Source organism: Exiguobacterium sp. MMG028 (assembly GCF_027947425.1).
Lineage (GTDB): Bacteria > Bacillota > Bacilli > Exiguobacteriales > Exiguobacteriaceae > Exiguobacterium > Exiguobacterium aestuarii_A.
Map to the genome: position 1 here is coordinate 350411 of NZ_JAQJIN010000001.1, position 18232 is coordinate 368642.

At 45.1% G+C, this 18232-nt stretch carries 26 protein-coding genes; 21 read left to right on the forward strand and 5 right to left on the reverse strand.

Annotated features, from left to right (window positions below; translation table 11 throughout):
- Nucleotides 1–44: 44 nt before the first annotated feature.
- On the forward strand, nt 45–1961 hold the full coding sequence (locus tag PJK55_RS01855) for an LTA synthase family protein (RefSeq protein ID WP_271304615.1): 1917 nt from the start codon (nt 45–47) through the stop codon (nt 1959–1961).
- A 111-nt stretch (nt 1962–2072) separates the two neighbouring features.
- Here PJK55_RS01855 and PJK55_RS01860 read toward each other — a convergent pair whose 3' ends face one another.
- A complete protein-coding gene (locus PJK55_RS01860; RefSeq protein WP_074033323.1) occupies nt 2073–2252 on the reverse strand; it encodes a DUF2759 domain-containing protein in 180 nt (59 codons plus the stop codon).
- 157 nt (nt 2253–2409) lie between these two features.
- On the opposite strand from PJK55_RS01860, the gene PJK55_RS01865 reads away from it, so the two are divergent.
- Nucleotides 2410–3030 carry an MBL fold metallo-hydrolase gene (locus PJK55_RS01865; protein ID WP_271304616.1) on the forward strand — a complete coding sequence of 207 codons (621 nt, stop codon included), beginning with the start codon at nt 2410–2412 and terminating at the stop codon, nt 3028–3030.
- Nucleotides 3031–3060: 30 nt separating this feature from the next.
- Here PJK55_RS01865 and PJK55_RS01870 read toward each other — a convergent pair whose 3' ends face one another.
- Nucleotides 3061–3324: a DUF2626 domain-containing protein gene (locus tag PJK55_RS01870; protein ID WP_012726597.1), complete on the reverse strand. Its 264-nt coding sequence runs from the start codon at nt 3322–3324 to the stop codon at nt 3061–3063.
- A 250-nt stretch (nt 3325–3574) separates the two neighbouring features.
- Between PJK55_RS01870 and PJK55_RS01875 the strand changes: the two genes are divergently transcribed.
- The 13 genes from PJK55_RS01875 to gcvPB all read left to right on the forward strand — a co-directional run bounded on the left by PJK55_RS01875 (nt 3575) and on the right by gcvPB (nt 12325).
- Complete coding sequence (locus PJK55_RS01875; RefSeq protein ID WP_074033321.1) at nt 3575–3961, forward strand: Spx/MgsR family RNA polymerase-binding regulatory protein; 387 nt, start codon at nt 3575–3577, stop codon at nt 3959–3961.
- A 58-nt stretch (nt 3962–4019) separates the two neighbouring features.
- Nucleotides 4020–4826 (forward strand): ATPase, T2SS/T4P/T4SS family, encoded by an 807-nt coding sequence (locus PJK55_RS01880; RefSeq protein WP_271304617.1) that lies wholly within the window; start codon nt 4020–4022, stop codon nt 4824–4826.
- Nucleotides 4808–5785: a type II secretion system F family protein gene (locus PJK55_RS01885; protein ID WP_271304618.1), complete on the forward strand. Its 978-nt coding sequence runs from the start codon at nt 4808–4810 to the stop codon at nt 5783–5785. The genes PJK55_RS01880 and PJK55_RS01885 overlap by 19 nt, the downstream gene beginning before the upstream one ends.
- Before the next feature lie 14 nt (nt 5786–5799).
- Entirely contained in the window at nt 5800–6102 is a 303-nt protein-coding gene (locus tag PJK55_RS01890; protein WP_083600099.1) for a prepilin-type N-terminal cleavage/methylation domain-containing protein, read from the forward strand.
- Nucleotides 6099–6530: a prepilin-type cleavage/methylation domain-containing protein gene (locus tag PJK55_RS01895; RefSeq protein WP_271304619.1), complete on the forward strand. Its 432-nt coding sequence runs from the start codon at nt 6099–6101 to the stop codon at nt 6528–6530. Before PJK55_RS01890 ends, PJK55_RS01895 begins: the two co-directional genes overlap by 4 nt.
- The gene (locus tag PJK55_RS01900) at nt 6517–6753 is read left to right on the forward strand and encodes a hypothetical protein (protein ID WP_271304620.1); all 237 of its coding nucleotides are present in this window, start codon (nt 6517–6519) and stop codon (nt 6751–6753) included. The genes PJK55_RS01895 and PJK55_RS01900 overlap by 14 nt, the downstream gene beginning before the upstream one ends.
- 13 nt (nt 6754–6766) lie before the next feature.
- The gene (locus PJK55_RS01905) at nt 6767–7171 is read left to right on the forward strand and encodes a hypothetical protein (RefSeq protein WP_271304621.1); all 405 of its coding nucleotides are present in this window, start codon (nt 6767–6769) and stop codon (nt 7169–7171) included.
- Nucleotides 7147–7446, forward strand: coding sequence for a hypothetical protein (locus tag PJK55_RS01910; protein ID WP_271304622.1), 300 nt, complete (start codon nt 7147–7149; stop codon nt 7444–7446). Before PJK55_RS01905 ends, PJK55_RS01910 begins: the two co-directional genes overlap by 25 nt.
- On the forward strand, nt 7439–7927 hold the full coding sequence (locus PJK55_RS01915; protein ID WP_271304623.1) for a shikimate kinase: 489 nt from the start codon (nt 7439–7441) through the stop codon (nt 7925–7927). Before PJK55_RS01910 ends, PJK55_RS01915 begins: the two co-directional genes overlap by 8 nt.
- A complete protein-coding gene (locus tag PJK55_RS01920) occupies nt 7924–8262 on the forward strand; it encodes a hypothetical protein (protein WP_214748009.1) in 339 nt (112 codons plus the stop codon). Before PJK55_RS01915 ends, PJK55_RS01920 begins: the two co-directional genes overlap by 4 nt.
- Nucleotides 8263–8410: 148 nt before the next feature.
- A complete protein-coding gene (gcvT, locus tag PJK55_RS01925) occupies nt 8411–9487 on the forward strand; it encodes a glycine cleavage system aminomethyltransferase GcvT (RefSeq protein ID WP_271304624.1) in 1077 nt (358 codons plus the stop codon).
- A gap of 25 nt (nt 9488–9512) precedes the next feature.
- Nucleotides 9513–10850 (forward strand): aminomethyl-transferring glycine dehydrogenase subunit GcvPA, encoded by a 1338-nt coding sequence (gene gcvPA / locus PJK55_RS01930; RefSeq protein WP_214748283.1) that lies wholly within the window; start codon nt 9513–9515, stop codon nt 10848–10850.
- On the forward strand, nt 10850–12325 hold the full coding sequence (gcvPB, locus tag PJK55_RS01935) for an aminomethyl-transferring glycine dehydrogenase subunit GcvPB (RefSeq protein ID WP_371743085.1): 1476 nt from the start codon (nt 10850–10852) through the stop codon (nt 12323–12325). The genes gcvPA and gcvPB overlap by 1 nt, the downstream gene beginning before the upstream one ends.
- 34 nt (nt 12326–12359) lie before the next feature.
- Here gcvPB and PJK55_RS01940 read toward each other — a convergent pair whose 3' ends face one another.
- Nucleotides 12360–12740 (reverse strand): rhodanese-like domain-containing protein, encoded by a 381-nt coding sequence (locus tag PJK55_RS01940; RefSeq protein WP_083600098.1) that lies wholly within the window; start codon nt 12738–12740, stop codon nt 12360–12362.
- 163 nt (nt 12741–12903) lie between these two features.
- Between PJK55_RS01940 and mntR the strand changes: the two genes are divergently transcribed.
- Complete coding sequence (mntR, locus tag PJK55_RS01945) at nt 12904–13332, forward strand: transcriptional regulator MntR (RefSeq protein WP_074033309.1); 429 nt, start codon at nt 12904–12906, stop codon at nt 13330–13332.
- Nucleotides 13333–13506: 174 nt separating this feature from the next.
- Entirely contained in the window at nt 13507–14034 is a 528-nt protein-coding gene (gene hpt, locus PJK55_RS01950; RefSeq protein ID WP_074033308.1) for a hypoxanthine phosphoribosyltransferase, read from the forward strand.
- Nucleotides 14035–14058: 24 nt separating this feature from the next.
- Here hpt and PJK55_RS01955 read toward each other — a convergent pair whose 3' ends face one another.
- Together PJK55_RS01955 and PJK55_RS01960 are read right to left on the reverse strand one after the other, a co-directional pair.
- The gene (locus PJK55_RS01955) at nt 14059–14469 is read right to left on the reverse strand and encodes an SA1362 family protein (RefSeq protein ID WP_271304625.1); all 411 of its coding nucleotides are present in this window, start codon (nt 14467–14469) and stop codon (nt 14059–14061) included.
- A gap of 14 nt (nt 14470–14483) precedes the next feature.
- Nucleotides 14484–15425, reverse strand: coding sequence for a DUF1385 domain-containing protein (locus tag PJK55_RS01960; RefSeq protein WP_214748024.1), 942 nt, complete (start codon nt 15423–15425; stop codon nt 14484–14486).
- A gap of 141 nt (nt 15426–15566) precedes the next feature.
- On the opposite strand from PJK55_RS01960, the gene aroQ reads away from it, so the two are divergent.
- From aroQ to accB, 4 genes are all read left to right on the forward strand, one after another.
- Nucleotides 15567–16004, forward strand: a complete 438-nt coding sequence (gene aroQ, locus PJK55_RS01965) for a type II 3-dehydroquinate dehydratase (protein ID WP_271304626.1) — start codon at nt 15567–15569, stop codon at nt 16002–16004.
- Complete coding sequence (locus PJK55_RS01970; protein ID WP_271305257.1) at nt 16000–17067, forward strand: M24 family metallopeptidase; 1068 nt, start codon at nt 16000–16002, stop codon at nt 17065–17067. Before aroQ ends, PJK55_RS01970 begins: the two co-directional genes overlap by 5 nt.
- A gap of 29 nt (nt 17068–17096) precedes the next feature.
- Complete coding sequence (gene efp / locus PJK55_RS01975; RefSeq protein WP_214692975.1) at nt 17097–17663, forward strand: elongation factor P; 567 nt, start codon at nt 17097–17099, stop codon at nt 17661–17663.
- A gap of 117 nt (nt 17664–17780) precedes the next feature.
- Nucleotides 17781–18230 carry an acetyl-CoA carboxylase biotin carboxyl carrier protein gene (gene accB, locus PJK55_RS01980; protein WP_271304627.1) on the forward strand — a complete coding sequence of 150 codons (450 nt, stop codon included), beginning with the start codon at nt 17781–17783 and terminating at the stop codon, nt 18228–18230.
- Nucleotides 18231–18232 lie beyond the last annotated feature (2 nt).

Here is an 18232-nt window from a genome sequence, read left to right on the forward strand (position 1 = left end):
CTATAAAAACATGCCGAAAACTGAAAAGAGGAGGAGACCGTCAGATGAATTCATCTCAACGCTTCTCGAAGCTATCGACGAGACTGAACGATACGGTCCGCGCTTCGTTTCAAGAATATCGTCTATTTTGGATTTTTACGTTATTGCTTTGGACGAAGACGTATATCGTCTATCAATTTTTCTTCAACATTCCGATTGAAAACACCGCACAAGCTTTTATCCTACTGATCAGCCCGATCAGTTCGACATTATTCTTGTTTGCCTTCCATTTCTTCTTTAAAGGAAACAAACAAAAATGGGTGCTCTACACGCTTTACGCGCTCGCATCCTTCATCTTGTTTGCGGATGCCGTGTATTATCGTGAATTTACGGACTATTTAACGATGCCGGTCATTATGCAACCATCGAACATGGAGACGCTGTCGACATCGTTCACATCACTTCTGGAATGGAAAGACTTAATCATTCTTGGTGACGTTTTTGTCTTACCGTTTATCTTATGGCGTATGAATATGAAAGAGAATGCCGCTTCACATCGTCGCGCACTCGTGACGTTCGTTGCAGCTGTATCGGTATTCTTGTTCAACCTTTCATTGGCGGAAACAGAACGTCCGGAATTGTTGACTCGTTCATTCGACCGTGAGCTATTAGTGAAAAACATCGGAACATTTAACTTCCATGTGTATGACGCGATGCTTCAAACGAAAACATCTGCTCAAAAAGCGATGGCTGACGAATCAGAGCTTGCAACAATCGAACAATTCACTCGTCAGAACTATGCTGCACCGAATCCTGATTTGTTCGGTAAGTATAAGGGGAAAAACGTGATTGTCGTTTCGTTCGAATCTGCACAAAATTTCACGCATAACATGAAAGCGCCGAACGGTGAATATATCACGCCAAACTTGAACAAGCTGATCGAAGAGTCTCACTATTGGCCAAACTACTACCATACAGTAGGTCAAGGGAAGACATCGGATGCGGAGTTTGCGCTCGATAACTCGCTATATGGCCTACCGCGTGGTGCCGTATACTTTACGAATGCAGATAATGAATATCAAGCACTTCCAGAGTTGATTAAAGATGATAACTATTATTCAGCCGTCTTCCATGCGAATAACAAATCGTTCTGGAACCGCGACCAAATGTATAAAAATATCGGTGTCGATCAATTCTTCGATGAGAAGAGCTACGATCTCGGAAACCCAGAAGACATGACAGAATGGGGTCTCTTGGATGATAGTTTCTTCGAACAATCGATCCCGATGCTTCAAGAATTGCCTGAGCCGTACTATGCGAAGTTCATCACATTGACGAACCACTTCCCATATACGATGCCAAGCGAAGACTATGAACTCGTACCGAAGTTCGAGACAAGTTCGACGACGTTAAACAACTTCCCGCAGGCGCTTGCTTATCAAGACTATGCACTCGGTCTCTTCATCGATCAATTGAAAGAGAACGGAATGTGGGAGGATACGATTTTCGTTGTTTATGGTGACCACTACGGTATCTCGACGAACCACAACAATGCGATGGCAGAGTTGCTTGGTAAAGAAGAGTTGACACCATATGATGTGGCGAAATTACAACAGGTTCCGTTTGCGATTCACTTGCCGGATCAAGAAAAAGGTGAAGTGCATGAAACGATCGGAAGTCACGTCGACATGAAACCGACAATCTTGCACTTACTTGGAATTGATACATCGGACACAATCGGATTCGGGAATGACTTGTTCTCTGAAAACCGAAATAGTCGTGCAATCTTCCGAGATGGTACGGTTGTGACGGATGAATATGTATGGACACAATCTACTTGTTACAATGCTACTTCTGGAGAAGTGGTTGAGGACACAACGCTTTGTGGTCCAATGACGGAAGAAGCAGAAAAGATCTTACAAATGAACGATGATTTGATCTATTCCGACCTTCTCCGCTTTAAAGAACAAACGAATGAATAACCTAAAAAACGAACCAAACCACTATGTGATTTGGTTCGTTTTTTATATCGAGGAATTATAGGCACAAAAAAAGCGACCGAAGTCGCTTGATGATTGCTTGATACGAATCCATTAACCTGGAATACCGCCGTAGATCAACGTGGCAACACCAAAGAATCCGAATACGAGTACAGTTAAGCCTGCAACTGCGAGTGGAAAGAATTGGCGTTTTTTGAATGAACGAATCATTCCCCATACAGCCACAATCGCGACGATGACAGAAATCCATCCGAACGGTTCATACAAATGCATGACGAGTTCCCCCTTTAATTATACGTCATGAAATTCATAAAAATTTCACTGAAATATCATTATTATTTTATCCGATTATTGAGGCGCTGTCGAGCAAAGGTTGACATCGATACAATTTTGCCACAATATTGTTTTGAATGAGAGGGGGATCAATCATATGCAAGTGAAGAAGATTACGTCAGGCTTAGCACAGGAGAATGGATACGTCCTTGAAAAAGAAGGCAGTGTCGTCATCATCGACCCAGGAACGGATGACCCAAGATTTTTTGAGGTGATCGATCGTCTTGGTACACCCGCTGCGATTTTGTTGACTCACGCCCATTTTGATCACATTGGAGGAGTGGATGCACTCCGTGAACGCTATAAAGTTCCAGTATATGTCCATCGTCTCGAAAGTGATTGGTTGACGAATGGAGAAAAGAACGGAGCGCACGCTTTCAATCTTCCTGTACCGGCGATGAAGCCGGCTGAAAAGGTATATGAAGGCGATACGTTGACTATCGGCAATTTTACATTCGATCTTTATCACACCCCTGGTCATTCACCAGGTAGCGTCGTGTTATACATGGCGGATGAAAAGATTGCGTTTTGCGGTGACTTGATTTTTAAACAATCAGTCGGTCGTACCGATTTATTCGGAGGCGATCAGGCAACGTTGATGGGATCCATTGAACGCATGAAGCACTTGATTCCGGGTGCGACGGTTCTTTATCCAGGTCACGGACCAAAAACAACGCTTGAAGAAGAGAAGCAAACAAATCCATTCTTCAAGAAATAAAAAAGATTGTCTCCGACGAGACAATCTTTTTTACATTTGGAAGTTGCTCCAATACGTAAAGACAACGAAGAAAATTGTCAAATACGCGCCGAAGACGTATACATATGTTTTTTCAGTAAGCTTTAAGTAGCCAAGTGCGACGAAGAAAATCGTTTGTGCTAAGAAGACAAGTCCCATAACGATAAAGTCACCAGTATGTTCACTACTACTTTGGTCGCCGCCTAGTGCGCCTACGAAAGCAAGTGCCGCCACTAGCCCAGTCCAGAAGCCTAGGACACGAAACATTCTTGCCATGTTAATCCCCCCATACGTGCATTATTCCATTCTCATTCACTATTTTACCAACACATTCGAAAAAATGCTATGGAAACGTGAGAATTGAGCAAAATAATCGTGAAAAATATGTGAAATCAATACGGAAAATAAAGTTGTACAAAATTTATAAAAAAGTTGTACAAAATATGTACAAACAGGGTATAAGAGATGTATAATCAACTTATACAAAATGAGCGAAGTGAAAAGTTGAAATGAGGAGGAACATAAAATGGCATCAGAATTAATGTTTTACACGTACCCGAGCTGTACTTCTTGCCGGAAGACGAAAGCGTTTTTACAGGAACAAGAACTTCAAGTGAGTGAACGTCACATTTTCAGAGATGCACCGACTGTCGACGAATTACTACAACTCCTTGCGATTAGTGAAGAAGGTGTAGATTCTCTTCTTGCTACTAGAAGCCAAGCCTTCAAACAACTCGACGTTGATGTTGAGGATTTGAAGCTGAGCGAACTACTCAAACTGATGAGTGAAAATCCAAAATTGTTAAAACGTCCGATTTTAACAGACGGAAAAGAAGTCATTGTCGGTTATGACAAGGTTTCAATCGAAACATATGCACGTCGTCATCATGTCGTTTCGACACAAGTTTCATAAGACAAGTCCACTTTCAACAGGGTGGGCTTTTTTTTATGCTGTTCTCGAGGTGAACGAAATGAAGGAGCTTATTGAACAACTGATGATTGTGGCGAGAGAGGCGGGGGCAAGCGATCTTCATTTTATACCGAGTACACATGAAGTGAAGATTCAAATCCGATCAGATATGAAACTGCTTGATCTTCAGTCGATGGATATCGATCAATATGACCGTCTCACACTTCATATGCGATATTGGTGTTCGTTACCGGACACGAATCAACGTGTGCCTCAGTCAGGCGTGTACGAACTTGATCGAGAAGTCATCCGCGTAACATTTCTCCCATCATTTACTCAAACATTGATGTCCTGGAGGGTACCGAATCAAGCGTTTGAGCTTCATCACTTGTTGAGACCAGGGGACGTTGAACGTTTTCAAGAAATGTCTGCATCGCGACATGGTCTCCTATTAATCGGAGGTGCTACTGGTGCGGGCAAGACGACAATATTGTATGCGCTTCTTAATCACTTAAAGCGTGAGCGGATCGTCACGATTGAAAATCCTCCAGAACAAAAGATTGATGGGGTGATTCAACTCGAGGTGAATGCAAAAGCAGGGTTGAATCATCGGCAGTTATTAAAAGAAACGTTACGTGCCGACCCAGACATCATTGTAATCGGGGAGGTACGTACAGAGGAAGAGTTGAACGTCGCCTACGATGCTGCACTCAGTGGGCATTTGACGATTACTACGTTTCATACAGCGACGATTCAGGATGGGGAGAAACGGCTTGAACAATTGCTCGGAAAATCGTCAGTAACAAGACGTTGGTGTGTACTAACGCGTGATCAGGAGGTGACGTGTGAATGGGCAACGCTTCAGTAAAACCACCGATTCAATTGATTCACCGTTTTCTGCGTCTTCAATCCCGAGGTGTATCGTTGAAAGCCACAATGGAAACACTTGAATATCATGAAAAAGGAAACAGGAAAGCGGATGTTCAGGAGATGAGGGCACAACTTGAGGCTGGTACTTCCTTAGCGGACGTGTTCTCGCTAATCATCACAAATCGCCAAATGCAAGAGATATTGATGACAGCCGAGCGGAACGGACGGTTTATGGATGGGTTATCTCAAGTTGTTTTAGTTTTAGAAATGCGGATGCGGCTGAAGGAAGAATTGAAGCGACTCATTCGATATCCTTTAATCATTTTCTTTATCTTGCTCAGTCTTGGAATGGTCTATGCATTGTACATTTTCCCGAAGCTGATGGGTATGGTTGATGTATCCACGTATGATGGAGCAGGTTCAATTTTACTATCGAAATGGTTCTTTCCAGTACTATTTTCTGTATTTGTGATGCTTGGGATCACGGTCTACATGTTGCATCGACAAGGTGTGGAACTACCGTTTTACATATGGCACCGTGGTAAAACTCTGTACCTGACTTATTTGTTTGTCAGCGAATTGTCGTTGTTGCAACAGACGGAAACGAACATCAGGCAAATTATTAGTCGTCTCGCCAATGAAAGGGGGGAGATGGCTGAAATGGCAAATCGGATTCACAATCGGTTGTCTGCCGGTGAAGGAATTGAAATGTCTGTCAAACAGGAAAGATTTATTGACTATGAAGTGGTCAGCTTGTTAGGAGTGGGGTCGATGAGTGGAGAACTCGGTGAATTGATGTCACTTCATCGAGAACTAGTATTCGAAGAAATGGAGCAATATAGTCGTCAATTGATCGAAAAAGTAGAGCCGGCACTTTATGGAGTGCTCAGCGTCATGGTCGGCACTCTATTCTACACGCTTTATTTGCCTGTAAAACTTATCATGGCTCAATTATGAAAGGGGACATTCACATGAAGGAAGAACAAGGATTCACGCTTGTTGAGATGGCTGCAGTCTTACTCATTATTTCAATTTTACTGTTATTGCTCGTGCCGACGCTGACAGAAGGAAAGTCACGGGCGGACCAAGTGAGTTGTGAGGGAAGTGTCCGAATCGTCGAGTCAGAAATCAATTTACACTATGCCGAACATAAATCGTACCCTGCCACATTAGAAGTGATTGAGCGTGCTTCTGCATCGGATCCACTAGTGTATAGTTGTCAATCGTCAGCCTACACATATTCTCCACTTGATGGTTCGCTGAAGAAACAATGAAAGGCTATACGTTTGTTGAGATGGCGTGGGTACTCGTGATCATTTCCTTCCTCCTGCTGATCAGTAGTCCTGTAGTGAAGCCTTTTGAGCGACTTGAACTATTTGATTTTACAGATACGTTAGTGACGAATATTCAAGAAGCGGGACAATACCCGTACATTTCCGAAAATGGAAGTTGCGTGCCGAAGTTGATTTGGGTGGCTAAACAGCGAAGGTATTTGATCATGTGTGGAATGACGTTAGTGCGAAGGGTGGACGTACCGGAAGGAATCATTGTTTATCTTCCGACCTACAATACCATCACCTTCTCCCAGGCAACAGCTTCCTATGCAGGACAGTGGAAATTTGTCAGTGGGAAAACATCCGTCACGTTTAAATTTCGACTTGGAACGTATGAACCGGATGTGATCATCCATGAAGGGGGATGAGAAAGGATTCTCGTTATGGGAAGTGATTGTGAGCCTAGCGGTTGTAATGGGCTGGGTACTCATTTTGACGTCGTTTGTGACACAAGGAAATGACCAAGTCGCAAGGTTGCGTGACACGTTGTTCATTTATGAACGATTACAAGGAGAGGTGCTGCTTGAAGCCGCTGAACCGACTGGGCGTGAAGAAGTGTGTGAAAAGGATTTTTGCTTACCGACGCTTTGAACCGGGGTTTACCATGCTAGAAATGACGGCAGTATTGTTGATTCTTCCCATCTTTATATTATTGTTGGTCGAATTGCTCACGCTTGGTCAACGCCTTTACGAACAACCGAAGTGGGAACACCATACGACTCCCCAACTCATTGTGCGTCGTTTGCAGAACAGCAAAAATTGTCGCGTCGATGGGGGACGATTAAGAGGTGACTTCCTTAAGTCAGATGAAGAAGTGTGGCCATGGACGATCAAACAGCTGAATGGAAACTTGGTCATGGTCGGAGATGGAGGGGGGAACTTGTTATTTTTAAGAGGAATCGATCAGTATCGCGTCGAAACGGTCGGTATGGGATTTCGAATCTCTTGGAAAGATTCAACTTTCGAGAGGGAGCGGTACGTCATGTGTATGAAAGAGGATTCTTTCTAATCACCACGTTGACAATCGTCGTGTGGTTACTTGGTACAGCATTATTTTGGTATACTGATGTAGAACGAACGACGAGACGAATCTCAGATGAGATATTGGCCATACGTTTTGAATCCCACTTGTTGTTGGCGAAAGAACGCTGTGGCAATCAACTAGTAACACTCACCAAACCAACGGGGACGGTGACGTGTCGTCCGATTGCACCGAATCGAACGGAAGTGGAGATGGTGTTGACATCTGGTGAACGTCATAAAGAGGTGATTGCTTATGAATAAGAAACCGTTTTATATCGTGGGATTTATGGGTACAGGTAAGTCTACCTTGTTCACTTTTATGCAAGAACATGGAGACGTCGTGGACCTCGATGAAGAAATCGAAGCCTGGATTGGAACCGACATCGCTACATATTTTGACCAATACGGGGAGTCAGCGTTTCGCGACGTAGAATCAAAAGTGCTGCAGCGGATTGATGCTGACTTTGTCCTCACGGGTGGCGGTGTGATCGAACGCTCTGAAAACATACGTTGGATGCGCGAACACGGTAAAATCATTCATTTAGACTTACCATTTGAGGAATGCTGGGCACGGATCAAAGATTCGGATCGACCACTTGTGAAAAAAGGAGAGTCAGAAGTTCGGGCATTATACAACCGACGAACCACTCTTTATCAAGAAGCGGACGAGACGATTGATGCATCTCAGACACCGCGGTGTATTGCAGAACAAATTATCCGTATGAAGGAGGAAAAATTATGATTTGGATTAACCTTGCAATTCTTTTATTCGCCATCATTGGACTTGGTGTATATGGATATTTGTTATTTAAAAAACAGATGAAGCCGACGTTTGGAAGATTAAACCGTTTGACGGAACGATTTAAGATTCGTGCTGACGTCATCAACCAACAAGTCACTGAAATCAAAGGGCATGTGGACGCGGTCAACCGTTCCGTTACGCAAATCAAAGATTTCGGCATCAAAGCTAAAGACGAATCGATTGAATTGAAACAGGCGGCAGTCGGGCTGACACATGAAATCAAACGTACAGCGGGAATCGAACGCTCTGACGTTTCCACCGAGACAAAAATATGAAATAATGAGGATGAAAACGTTTTCGTTTTTCATCCTTTTTCTTTTTCGCTTTTTTAACTATGCAGAAAGAATAAAAATTGTTAAAGTGGAATGGAAAACGAAAGATTTCAAAAACAAAAGCATTTTATGTTCGGGATTGGGGGATATTATGGAAAAGGTTACTTTGAAACGTACGCCTTTGTTCGAATTGATTGAACCGAAGGCGAAGATGGTTGATTTTGCGGGGTTTGAAATGCCGATAATGTTTTCTTCGATTAAAGAAGAGCATCAGGCTGTACGTCAAAACGTGGGGATGTTTGATGTATCTCACATGGGAGAAATTCGGATTGAAGGACCGGACGCTCTAGAACAAGTGCAGAATCTTGTGACGAACGATGTCTCAAAGATTAAAGTCGGTCAAGCGCAGTACAACCTTCTCTGTCTCGAGAATGGTGGCGTAGTGGATGACTTACTCGTTTACCGGTTAGATGAAGATGCTTATTGGCTCGTCGTCAATGCCTCGAATATCGAAAAAGACGAGGCGCACATTCGTCAATTTGTTAGTGGCGACGTCACGGTGACGAATGAGTCTGATGAATATGGCCAAATTGCCATTCAAGGTCCAAATGCGGAAGCTGTTCTTCAAACGATTACGAACGTAGCGCTTGACGAAGTTGGTTTCTTTAAATTTATAAACGGCGATGTGGCCGGTGTTGCTTCGATCATTTCGCGAAGTGGTTATACGGGAGAAGACGGATTCGAGATTTATGCGCGGGCAGAAGGGATCTCAGCAATCTGGGAAGCGCTTGAAGCAGAGGGTGTTACACCTTGCGGGTTAGGTTCACGAGATACGCTACGGTTTGAAGCGTGCCTTCCGCTCTATGGGCATGAACTAGATGAGTCGGTTACGCCGTTCGAGGCGAACCTTAATTTTGCGGTCAAATTAGATACTGACTTTATTGGAAAAGAGGCGCTCGCCACACAAAAAGAAAACATCCCGAACCGGATGGTGGGCTTGAGATTGCTTGGTCGCGGAATCGCACGTCAAGGCGCGCAAGTAGAAGTCGATGGGAACGTCGTTGGAGTCGTTACTACTGGTACAATGCCTCCGACAGTCAATGAGTCAATCGCCTGGGCACGTGTGGATGCACGGTATAAAGATGAAGAGCGATTTGTCATCGACATTCGTGGCAAAAAGATTGAAGCCGAACGCGTACCGACACCTTTCTATAAACGAACGAAATGAAACAGGGGGATTCAGAATGAATAGAATGGAATTTCGTTATTTACCGATGACCGAACAAGATGAGCGAGACATGCTTCAAACGATTGGAGTGGATTCCATCGAATCGTTGCTCGCGGATATTCCAGAGTCGCTTCGCGAAAAAGCGTCGCTTGCAGCAATCGGGTCACCACTTCCGGAAGTGGATCTCGTTCGTCATATGACGAAACTAGCGGATAAGAACAAGCATACAAAGTCATATCCAAGTTTCCTTGGAGCCGGGATGTATGATCATCTTTCACCGACCGTGATGAACCATATGCTTTTACGTTCTGAATTTTATACGGCGTATACGCCATATCAACCTGAAATCTCACAAGGTGAGCTTCAGGCGATGTTCGAGTTCCAGACGATGATTTGTGAGTTGACCGGGATGGATGTCGCAAACTCGTCGATGTATGACGGAATTACGGCTCTTGCTGAAGCGACTTACCTAGCGAGTGCGCAGACGAAGAAAAAACGCGTTGTCGTTTCTGGAGCGGTACATCCTGAAGCGAAAGATGTCATTCGCACATATGCGGATGGTCCAGGACTTTCTGTCGAATATACAAACGTCACAAATGGGGTGACGGATGTAACTGACCTCGATTTAACAGATGCTTCATGTCTCGTCGTACAATATCCGAACTTCTACGGTCGTATTGAAGATTTGGAGCAATTGGCGAAACAAGCGCATGATGCAGGTGCACTGTTCGTCGTATCAAGTAACCCGCTTGCATTAGGCATTTTGGAATCACCAGGTGCGCTTGGAGCGGACATTACGGTCGGGGATGCTCAACCGTTCGGGATTCCACAAAGCTTTGGTGGTCCGTCTTGTGGATATTTTGCAGTGAAGAAGTCGTTGATGCGTAAACTACCTGGTCGACTCGTAGGACAAACGGTAGATGAGGATGGAAAACGTGGATTCGTCTTGACGTTACAGGCGCGTGAACAACACATTCGTCGTGACAAGGCAACCTCAAACATCTGTTCGAACCAGGCGCTCAACGCATTGGCTGCCTCAATCACGATGTCCGCTTTAGGGAAATATGGCATTCGAGACATGGCTGTCCGGAATATCCAAACAGCTCATTACATGAAAGAAGCATTGAAAGCAGCAGGATTTACAATCGTTGACGAGGGACCAATGTTTAATGAATTCGTTGTTGATTTCGGACGCGATGCAGAAGAAGTATCTCGTCACTTGCTTGAACATGGAATGATTGGTGGACTTCCGCTCGGAACGTATGAAGAAGAGCGCCAGTCACAGATGCTAGTCTGTGCGACAGAGTTACGTACAAAAGAAGAGATTGATCAGTTTGTCGAAGTGGTCGGGGGGATGAAATGATGCAACACGAACAAACGCTAATTTTTGAAGTATCACGTGAAGGACGAACAGGATATAACTTACCGACGCCAACCGTTCCGGAAGTTGACCTCGAGTCATTATTGCCGGCGACGATGATTCGAAAAGAAGTGGCTGAACTTCCTGAAGTATCTGAGCTCGATGTCGTTCGTCATTACACGGCGCTCTCTACACGAAACCATGGAGTAGATTCAGGATTTTATCCACTTGGTTCTTGTACGATGAAATATAATCCGAAAGTGAACGAAGATATGGCACGCCTTCCTGGATTCGCGCACATTCATCCTTTGCAGCCCGTTGAGACGATTCAAGGTGCGCTTGAACTCATGGTCGACTTACAAGAGCAACTTGCGGAAATCACAGGGATGGATGAAGTGACGTTGCAACCAGCAGCAGGGGCGCATGGCGAATGGACAGGGCTCATGTTGATCAAAGCGTTCCACGAACGCAATGGGGATACGGCTCGTACGAAAGTACTCGTTCCAGACTCGGCGCACGGAACGAACCCGGCTTCTGCCGTCGTTGCTGGATTTGAGACGGTGACGGTCAAGTCGGATGAGCGTGGTCTAGTTGACTTGGATGATTTGAAATCAAAAGTTGGTGCAGACACGGCTGCCCTCATGCTGACGAACCCGAATACGCTCGGATTGTTTGAAGCGGACATCCTCGAAATTTCAAAAGTCGTTCATGAGGCTGGTGGGAAGCTTTACTATGACGGTGCGAACTCGAACGCGATTCTTGGAATCGCACGTCCAGGAGACATGGGCTTTGACGTCGTTCACTTGAACTTGCACAAGACATTCACGGGTCCTCACGGCGGTGGTGGTCCGGGTTCTGGTCCAGTAGGTGTAAAACGTGATCTAATTCCGTTCTTACCAACGCCAATCGTCACGAAGACAGACGAAGGGTTTGGCTTGGACTATGATCGTCCTCACTCGATTGGGCGAATCAAGCCGTTCTATGGAAACTTCGGAATCAATGTTCGCGCGTATAGCTACATTAAAACGATGGGAGCAGAAGGGTTGACGCGTGTATCACGTGAAGCCGTGCTCAACGCGAACTATATGTTTGCTCGATTGAAAGATGCCTTCGACGTACCATACGATACGTATTGCAAGCATGAGTTCGTCTTGTCAGGTAAGCGACAAAAGGCACTTGGTGTCCGTACACTTGATATCGCGAAACGATTGCTCGACTTCGGGTACCACCCACCGACAATCTATTTCCCATTAAATGTGGAAGAGTGCATTATGGTGGAACCGACTGAAACCGAATCAAAAGAAACGCTTGATGCGTTCTGCGATGCGATGCTTCAAATTGCAAAAGAAGCGGAAGAAAATCCAGAAATCGTACAGACGGCCCCGCATACGACGGTCGTTAAACGTATGGATGAGACGCTCGCTGCTCGGAAGCCTGTTTTAAAATATGAACGTCGTGAGGCGTCATCCGTGAAATAAAAGGAGCGGGTCGATTCAATCGACCCGCCCATTTTTATGCTTTTTTAATTTTGCCTTTCCAGTTCTTGAAGCCGCCTTCAAGCATGTAGATATTGTTATATCCATTTTTCATGAGTAGTTTGGCCGCTTGGTTAGAACGTGAGCTTCCTTGGCAATAGATTAAGATCGGTTGGTCTTTACGTAATTCTTTCATGCGCATCTTGAGTTGACCGACCGGGATGTTTCGAGCACCGACGATGTGACCACCTTTATATTCATTCGGTTCACGTACGTCAATCAATTGTCCTTTGCGGAGTGAAGCGCGGAATTCTTCTTGTTTCATTTTTTTCAACCCGCGAGCTGGCATGAAGCGCCATACGATGTAGGCGATCAAGGCAACCCATAGGAGGATGACGAGGATTGTTTCGATTCCCATAGATGTTCTTCCCTTCTCTTTCAAAGTTACCATATCTCATTATAATGAATTTAAGGTCACGAGACAATGATTGACTGAATGAATCGGGGCTTTCCCTTTCGATTTCAGCTTCGTTAGGATAAAATATAAAGTGGAAACCGGAACATTAGGGGAGGTCGTGCCCATGCCGACACCGAGTATGGAAGATTATTTAGAACGGATTTATTTACTCATGTCAGAAAAAGGATATGCGCGTGTTTCTGACATTGCCGAACATTTAGGAGTTCATCCCTCCTCTGTCACCAAAATGGTTCAAAAATTGGACCGTGAAGAATATCTGGTGTACGAAAAATACCGCGGCCTCATGCTTACGAAGAAAGGTCAAAAAGTAGGGAAACGACTCGTCGAGCGCCATGCGATGCTCGAGTCTTTTTTACGTCTGATTGGAGTCGACGAAGCGGATGTATATGAGGATGTGGAAGGAATCGAACATCACCTCAGTTCAAATACGCTCGATTGCATGACGCAGTTTGTAGAGTTCTTTGAAGACAAACCTGAACTGATGGATCAATTCAGAGAATTTCGTGAGCAAGAGCGAGCAGCAGAAGAGTAATGTATGAAAAACGTCAATTTCTTACGATTGACGTTTTTTTATTGGGCGAATAGGAGTTAAATACGAACGAAAACATCTAATTTATCTTCTAATGTATATTTTTAAGTCGATATTATGATAAGATGAATCGTGGATTTATGAAATAGGGGGTGACGGCGAACATTCGCCAAGCTGATGGACATTCAAATTAAAGGAAAGCTGTTTGATGAGCAGCAAATTCGAAATCGGGTACAAGAATTAGCAGAAGAAATTGAGAAAGACGCAAACGGGACACCTATTGTCATTGTTGCGGTCTTAAAAGGATCGATGGTGTTTGCTGCTGATTTGATGCGTTATATGAAAGGGAGTGTACAACTCGACACAGTCGCGACGTCTTCTTACGGGAAAAAGACCGTTTCGAGTGGGAGTGTACAACTACGTAAAGACCTTGACTTGGATGTGGAAGGAAAGTATGTCGTGATCATCGAGGACATCATCGATACAGGGCAGACGTTGAAGTTCTTGTGCAAACATATGGAACTCCATCAACCGAAACAGCTGAAAATCTGTACGCTTCTCGATAAACCAGCTCGACGTCTCGTGCAATTAGATGCAGACTATGTCGGCTTTGAGATTCCGGATGAGTTTGTCATCGGGTATGGCATCGACTATGCCGAGCAGTATCGCAACTTACCATACATCGGATATGTGGAGACAACGTAAAAAGGAGCGCCGCGGCGCTCCTTTTTACATGTTGGCTTTCTTTTTCTTCTTCCCTTTTTTTCCTTCGATCACGGTGAGGTGCGGGGGATTGCTTCGATGTCCGTTCGATCGTTTGGACAACTTCGTGACGTTCGAACCCGGCTTCTTGTTTTTCTTATTCTTCACGGATGCGGAAGGTTTGACTTGAGGTCCACGGTTCCCTTGCATCCGTTTCTTAGAGGCTTGAGCGGTTTTACGATAGCGCATATCCTCTGGGGACATACGTCGTCCGATGAAAACGCGGTAGATCACATAAAAGACTAACCCGAATATCCCGATGAACAACAATTGTCTAAATAATCGACCGGGATCGGTGGCGAGCATATGCCCGACCCCGATGAAGCCTAAGATAAACACGATTGTTGCAGCGGTCGAACCAATTCGTTGTCTGATCATGGTGCTTCCTCCTCTTATCCCTCTCTATGAATGACCGATTCTCCTAACTCTTTACGTTCCCATGTCTCGAATGCTTCGATTGCGACTTGAATCTGTTCATCGCTCGGCTCTCGAGTCGTCAATAGTTGGAGTGACAGACCCGGTTTTCCGAGGAATGAAAGGAAGCGATGTTCACGGAAACGGTTGGTGAATTGTAGGACTTCAAATGAGATTCCGATGACGACAGGTAAGAGCGCAATTCGGCTGACGAGTCGTAGCCAAAGTGGATCGATTGGGACGATCATGTATACGCCAATCCCGACGAAAACGGTGAACAAAATAAAACTCGACCCACAACGGTAATGAAGACGTGAGCTCTTTCGAACTTGTTCGACCGTAATCGGACGTCCGGACTCATAACAGTTGATGACCTTGTGTTCAGCCCCATGATATTGGAAGACGCGTTTAATGAGTGGCGTCAACGATATCAAATAGAGGTAACTGAGCAACAATACTAATTTTATTCCCCCTTCAAGGAGGTTTTGAACCACGTGTCCGGAAAATAACGGCACGTCTTGAAACATCGAGGCAAGAAGAGCTGGAGTCACGTTAAAAATCAACTTCCCAAAGACATAAGAAATCACACCGATGATGGCAATGAAGGCAATCATCCACATGCTCTGCTTCTGTTCCTCGTTCGTACTGACATCTTCACTCGGGTCGACGTCATAACGATCGCTTGCAAAATTCATATGCGCTGATCCGTTCTTCAGTGATTCATATAATGCGACAATTCCTCTCAAAAACGGTACCTTTTTCAACGATTGGACCCACGGGACGAGGATGCGCGCTTGCTCGAACGTTTCGATGGAACCGTCTTTTCGCCGAATGGCGGATGCGCTCTCGGAGCGGCCTTGGAACATGACGCCTTCCACGAGTGCCTGTCCTCCGACAGGAATGTTTGGTTTAGAATTCATTCACTTTCCTCGATTCTTACAGAGTTGTACTTGAATTATACCGCGATTTATAAAAAAAACGAAAGGGCGGAAGGCTCGATTCACGTTCTTTCGATAAATTTGTTACAATAGATAAGACTTGACGAACGAGGGGGAAGAAGATTGCAGATTCTAGTGTTGAATGGTCCGAATTTAAATTTATTGGGTCGCCGTGAACCGAACGTGTATGGGGACGTGTCGTTAAAAGGTCTAGCTGCCGAATTGATGCTTGCTGCAACGGATGACGTCGAACTCACTTTCATTCAATCCAATCACGAAGGAGCGTTGATTGATGCGCTACATGATGCCTACGACTATGATGGTGTCATTTTGAACGCGGGTGCTTATACGCATACATCAATCGCGATTCGCGATGCCATATCTGCAATCGCTGCCCCAGTCGTTGAAGTACATATCTCGAACGTGCATGCCAGAGAAACATTTCGCCACGAGTCAAAACTCGCAGGCGTTTGTTTAGGTGTCATTACCGGCTTCGGGCTGACGAGTTACACGTTGGCACTGCATGCACTAATCGAACATTGGAGGAATCGACATGATTGAACGCGTAAACAAACTGCAATCACAGTTAGAGGCAAACGAGATTGACGCATTGCTCGTCACAAAACGAGAGAACATCCGTTACTTATCAGGCTTCACTGGATCAAGTGGTGTGATCGTCATCACGGCGAAATCTGCAAGCTTTATCACAGACTTCCGTTACACAGAACAGGCGAACAATCAAGTAAAAGGATATGACATCATTGAACTTGATACGTCACTCATCAAATCGGTAGCAGATGTTGTGTCACGTGAGTCAATCGCACGCCTTGGAATCGAGCAAGACGCGATGACAGTCGGTCAATATCGCGCTTATGAAAAAGAAGTGGATGCAAATCTGATCGAGACGTCTGGAATCGTTGAAAAACTGCGCTTGATTAAGGATGAATCAGAGATTAAGATTATGAAGGAAGCTGCGGCAATCGCTGATGCAGCGTATGCACATATCCAGACATTCATTCGTCCGGGTCGTACCGAGAGAGAAGTCGCAAACGAACTCGAAATGTTCATGCGCTCAAAAGGTGCTGATTCGTCATCGTTCGATATGATCGTTGCCTCTGGTCTCCGCTCGGCACTTCCGCACGGCGTTGCGAGCGATAAGGTCATCGAATCTGGCGAACTTGTCACACTTGATTTTGGTGCTTACTATAAAGGGTACTGCTCAGATATTACGCGTACACTCGCGGTCGGACCGATTTCGGACGAGTTGCGTCAAATCTATGACACAGTGCTTCGTGCCCAACTCGCTGGTGTGGAAGGTACACGTGCTGGCATCACAGGGATTGAAGCTGACGCATTGACACGAGACATTATCAAAGAAGCAGGATATGGTGAATACTTCGGCCACTCGACAGGTCATGGTCTTGGCATGGAAGTGCACGAGGCACCTGGATTATCATTCCGCTCGGAAACAGTACTCGAGCCAGGGATGGTCGTCACGATTGAACCGGGTATTTACATCAACGGTGTCGGCGGTTGCCGAATTGAGGACGATGTCGTCGTTACGGAAGACGGATGTTACCGTCTGACGCAGTCGCCAAAAGAGTTAATTACGATTGAGGCTTGAGTCTCGTCTGAATTTAGGAGGAAATCAACATGGTATCAGTTAACGATTTAAAAACAGGATTGACAGTCAAAACATCTGATGGTTCGATTTGGCAAGTCATCGAATTCCAACACGTAAAACCAGGTAAAGGTGCAGCATTCGTTCGTACAAAAATGCGTAACTTGCGCAACGGAGCGATCCAAGAAACAACGTTCCGCGGTGGAGAAAAAATCGAGCGTGCGCACATCGAGCGTAAGCGTATGCAATATCTCTATCCAATGGGCGACACGTATGTCTTCATGGACAATGAATCATACGAGCAACTTGAGTTGACGAGCGAACAAGTGAAAGCAGCGCTTCCTTACTTGCTTGAAAACATGGAAGTCAGTATCGCGGACTACAATGGTGAGATTCTTGGAATCGAGCTTCCGACGAGCGTGGTGTTGACAATCATCGAAGCAGACCCAGGCGTCAAAGGGGACACAGCATCGAACGTGAAGAAAAACGCGACAGTTGAAACAGGTCATGTGATTCAAGTACCACTTTTCATCGAGCCAGGTGAAAAAGTGACAGTTGATACACGTACTGGAGAGTTCATGGGTCGTTACAACGGTTAATCTGAAAGAGTGTTCATTCGAATGAATGGGCACTCTTTTTTTCTCGTTGCATTCATTGGTCTGACCAGTTATAGTGAAGAGGAGATTAGTACCAGGTATAAACAGGGGGTAAGAAAGATGCAAATCGATCAAATCAAAGAGCTCATTCAACTATTGGACCAGTCAACGGTTCATGAAATGGAGCTTGAAACATCTGATTTCAAACTGTCATTAAAGAAAGAAGCGCAAGCGGTCATGAACGCGCCTGTGATGCAGACACAAGCAATCGCGCCACCTGCGCCTGCTCCTCAAGCAGAAGAATATAAAGAACAATCGACGCCAGAACAAGCGTCTTACCGTACAATCACCTCTCCAATGGTCGGAACGTTTTATTCCCGTCCAGCTCCGGATAAAGAAGCCTTCGTCAATGTAGGTGATCGAGTGGAGTCAGGACAAATCGTCTGTATTCTAGAGGCGATGAAACTGTTTAACGATGTCGAAGCGGAAATCAGTGGCGAAATCGTAGAAGTGCTCGTCGCAGATGGCGATCTCGTCGAATTCGGTCAACCGCTCTTCAGCGTGAAGTGAGG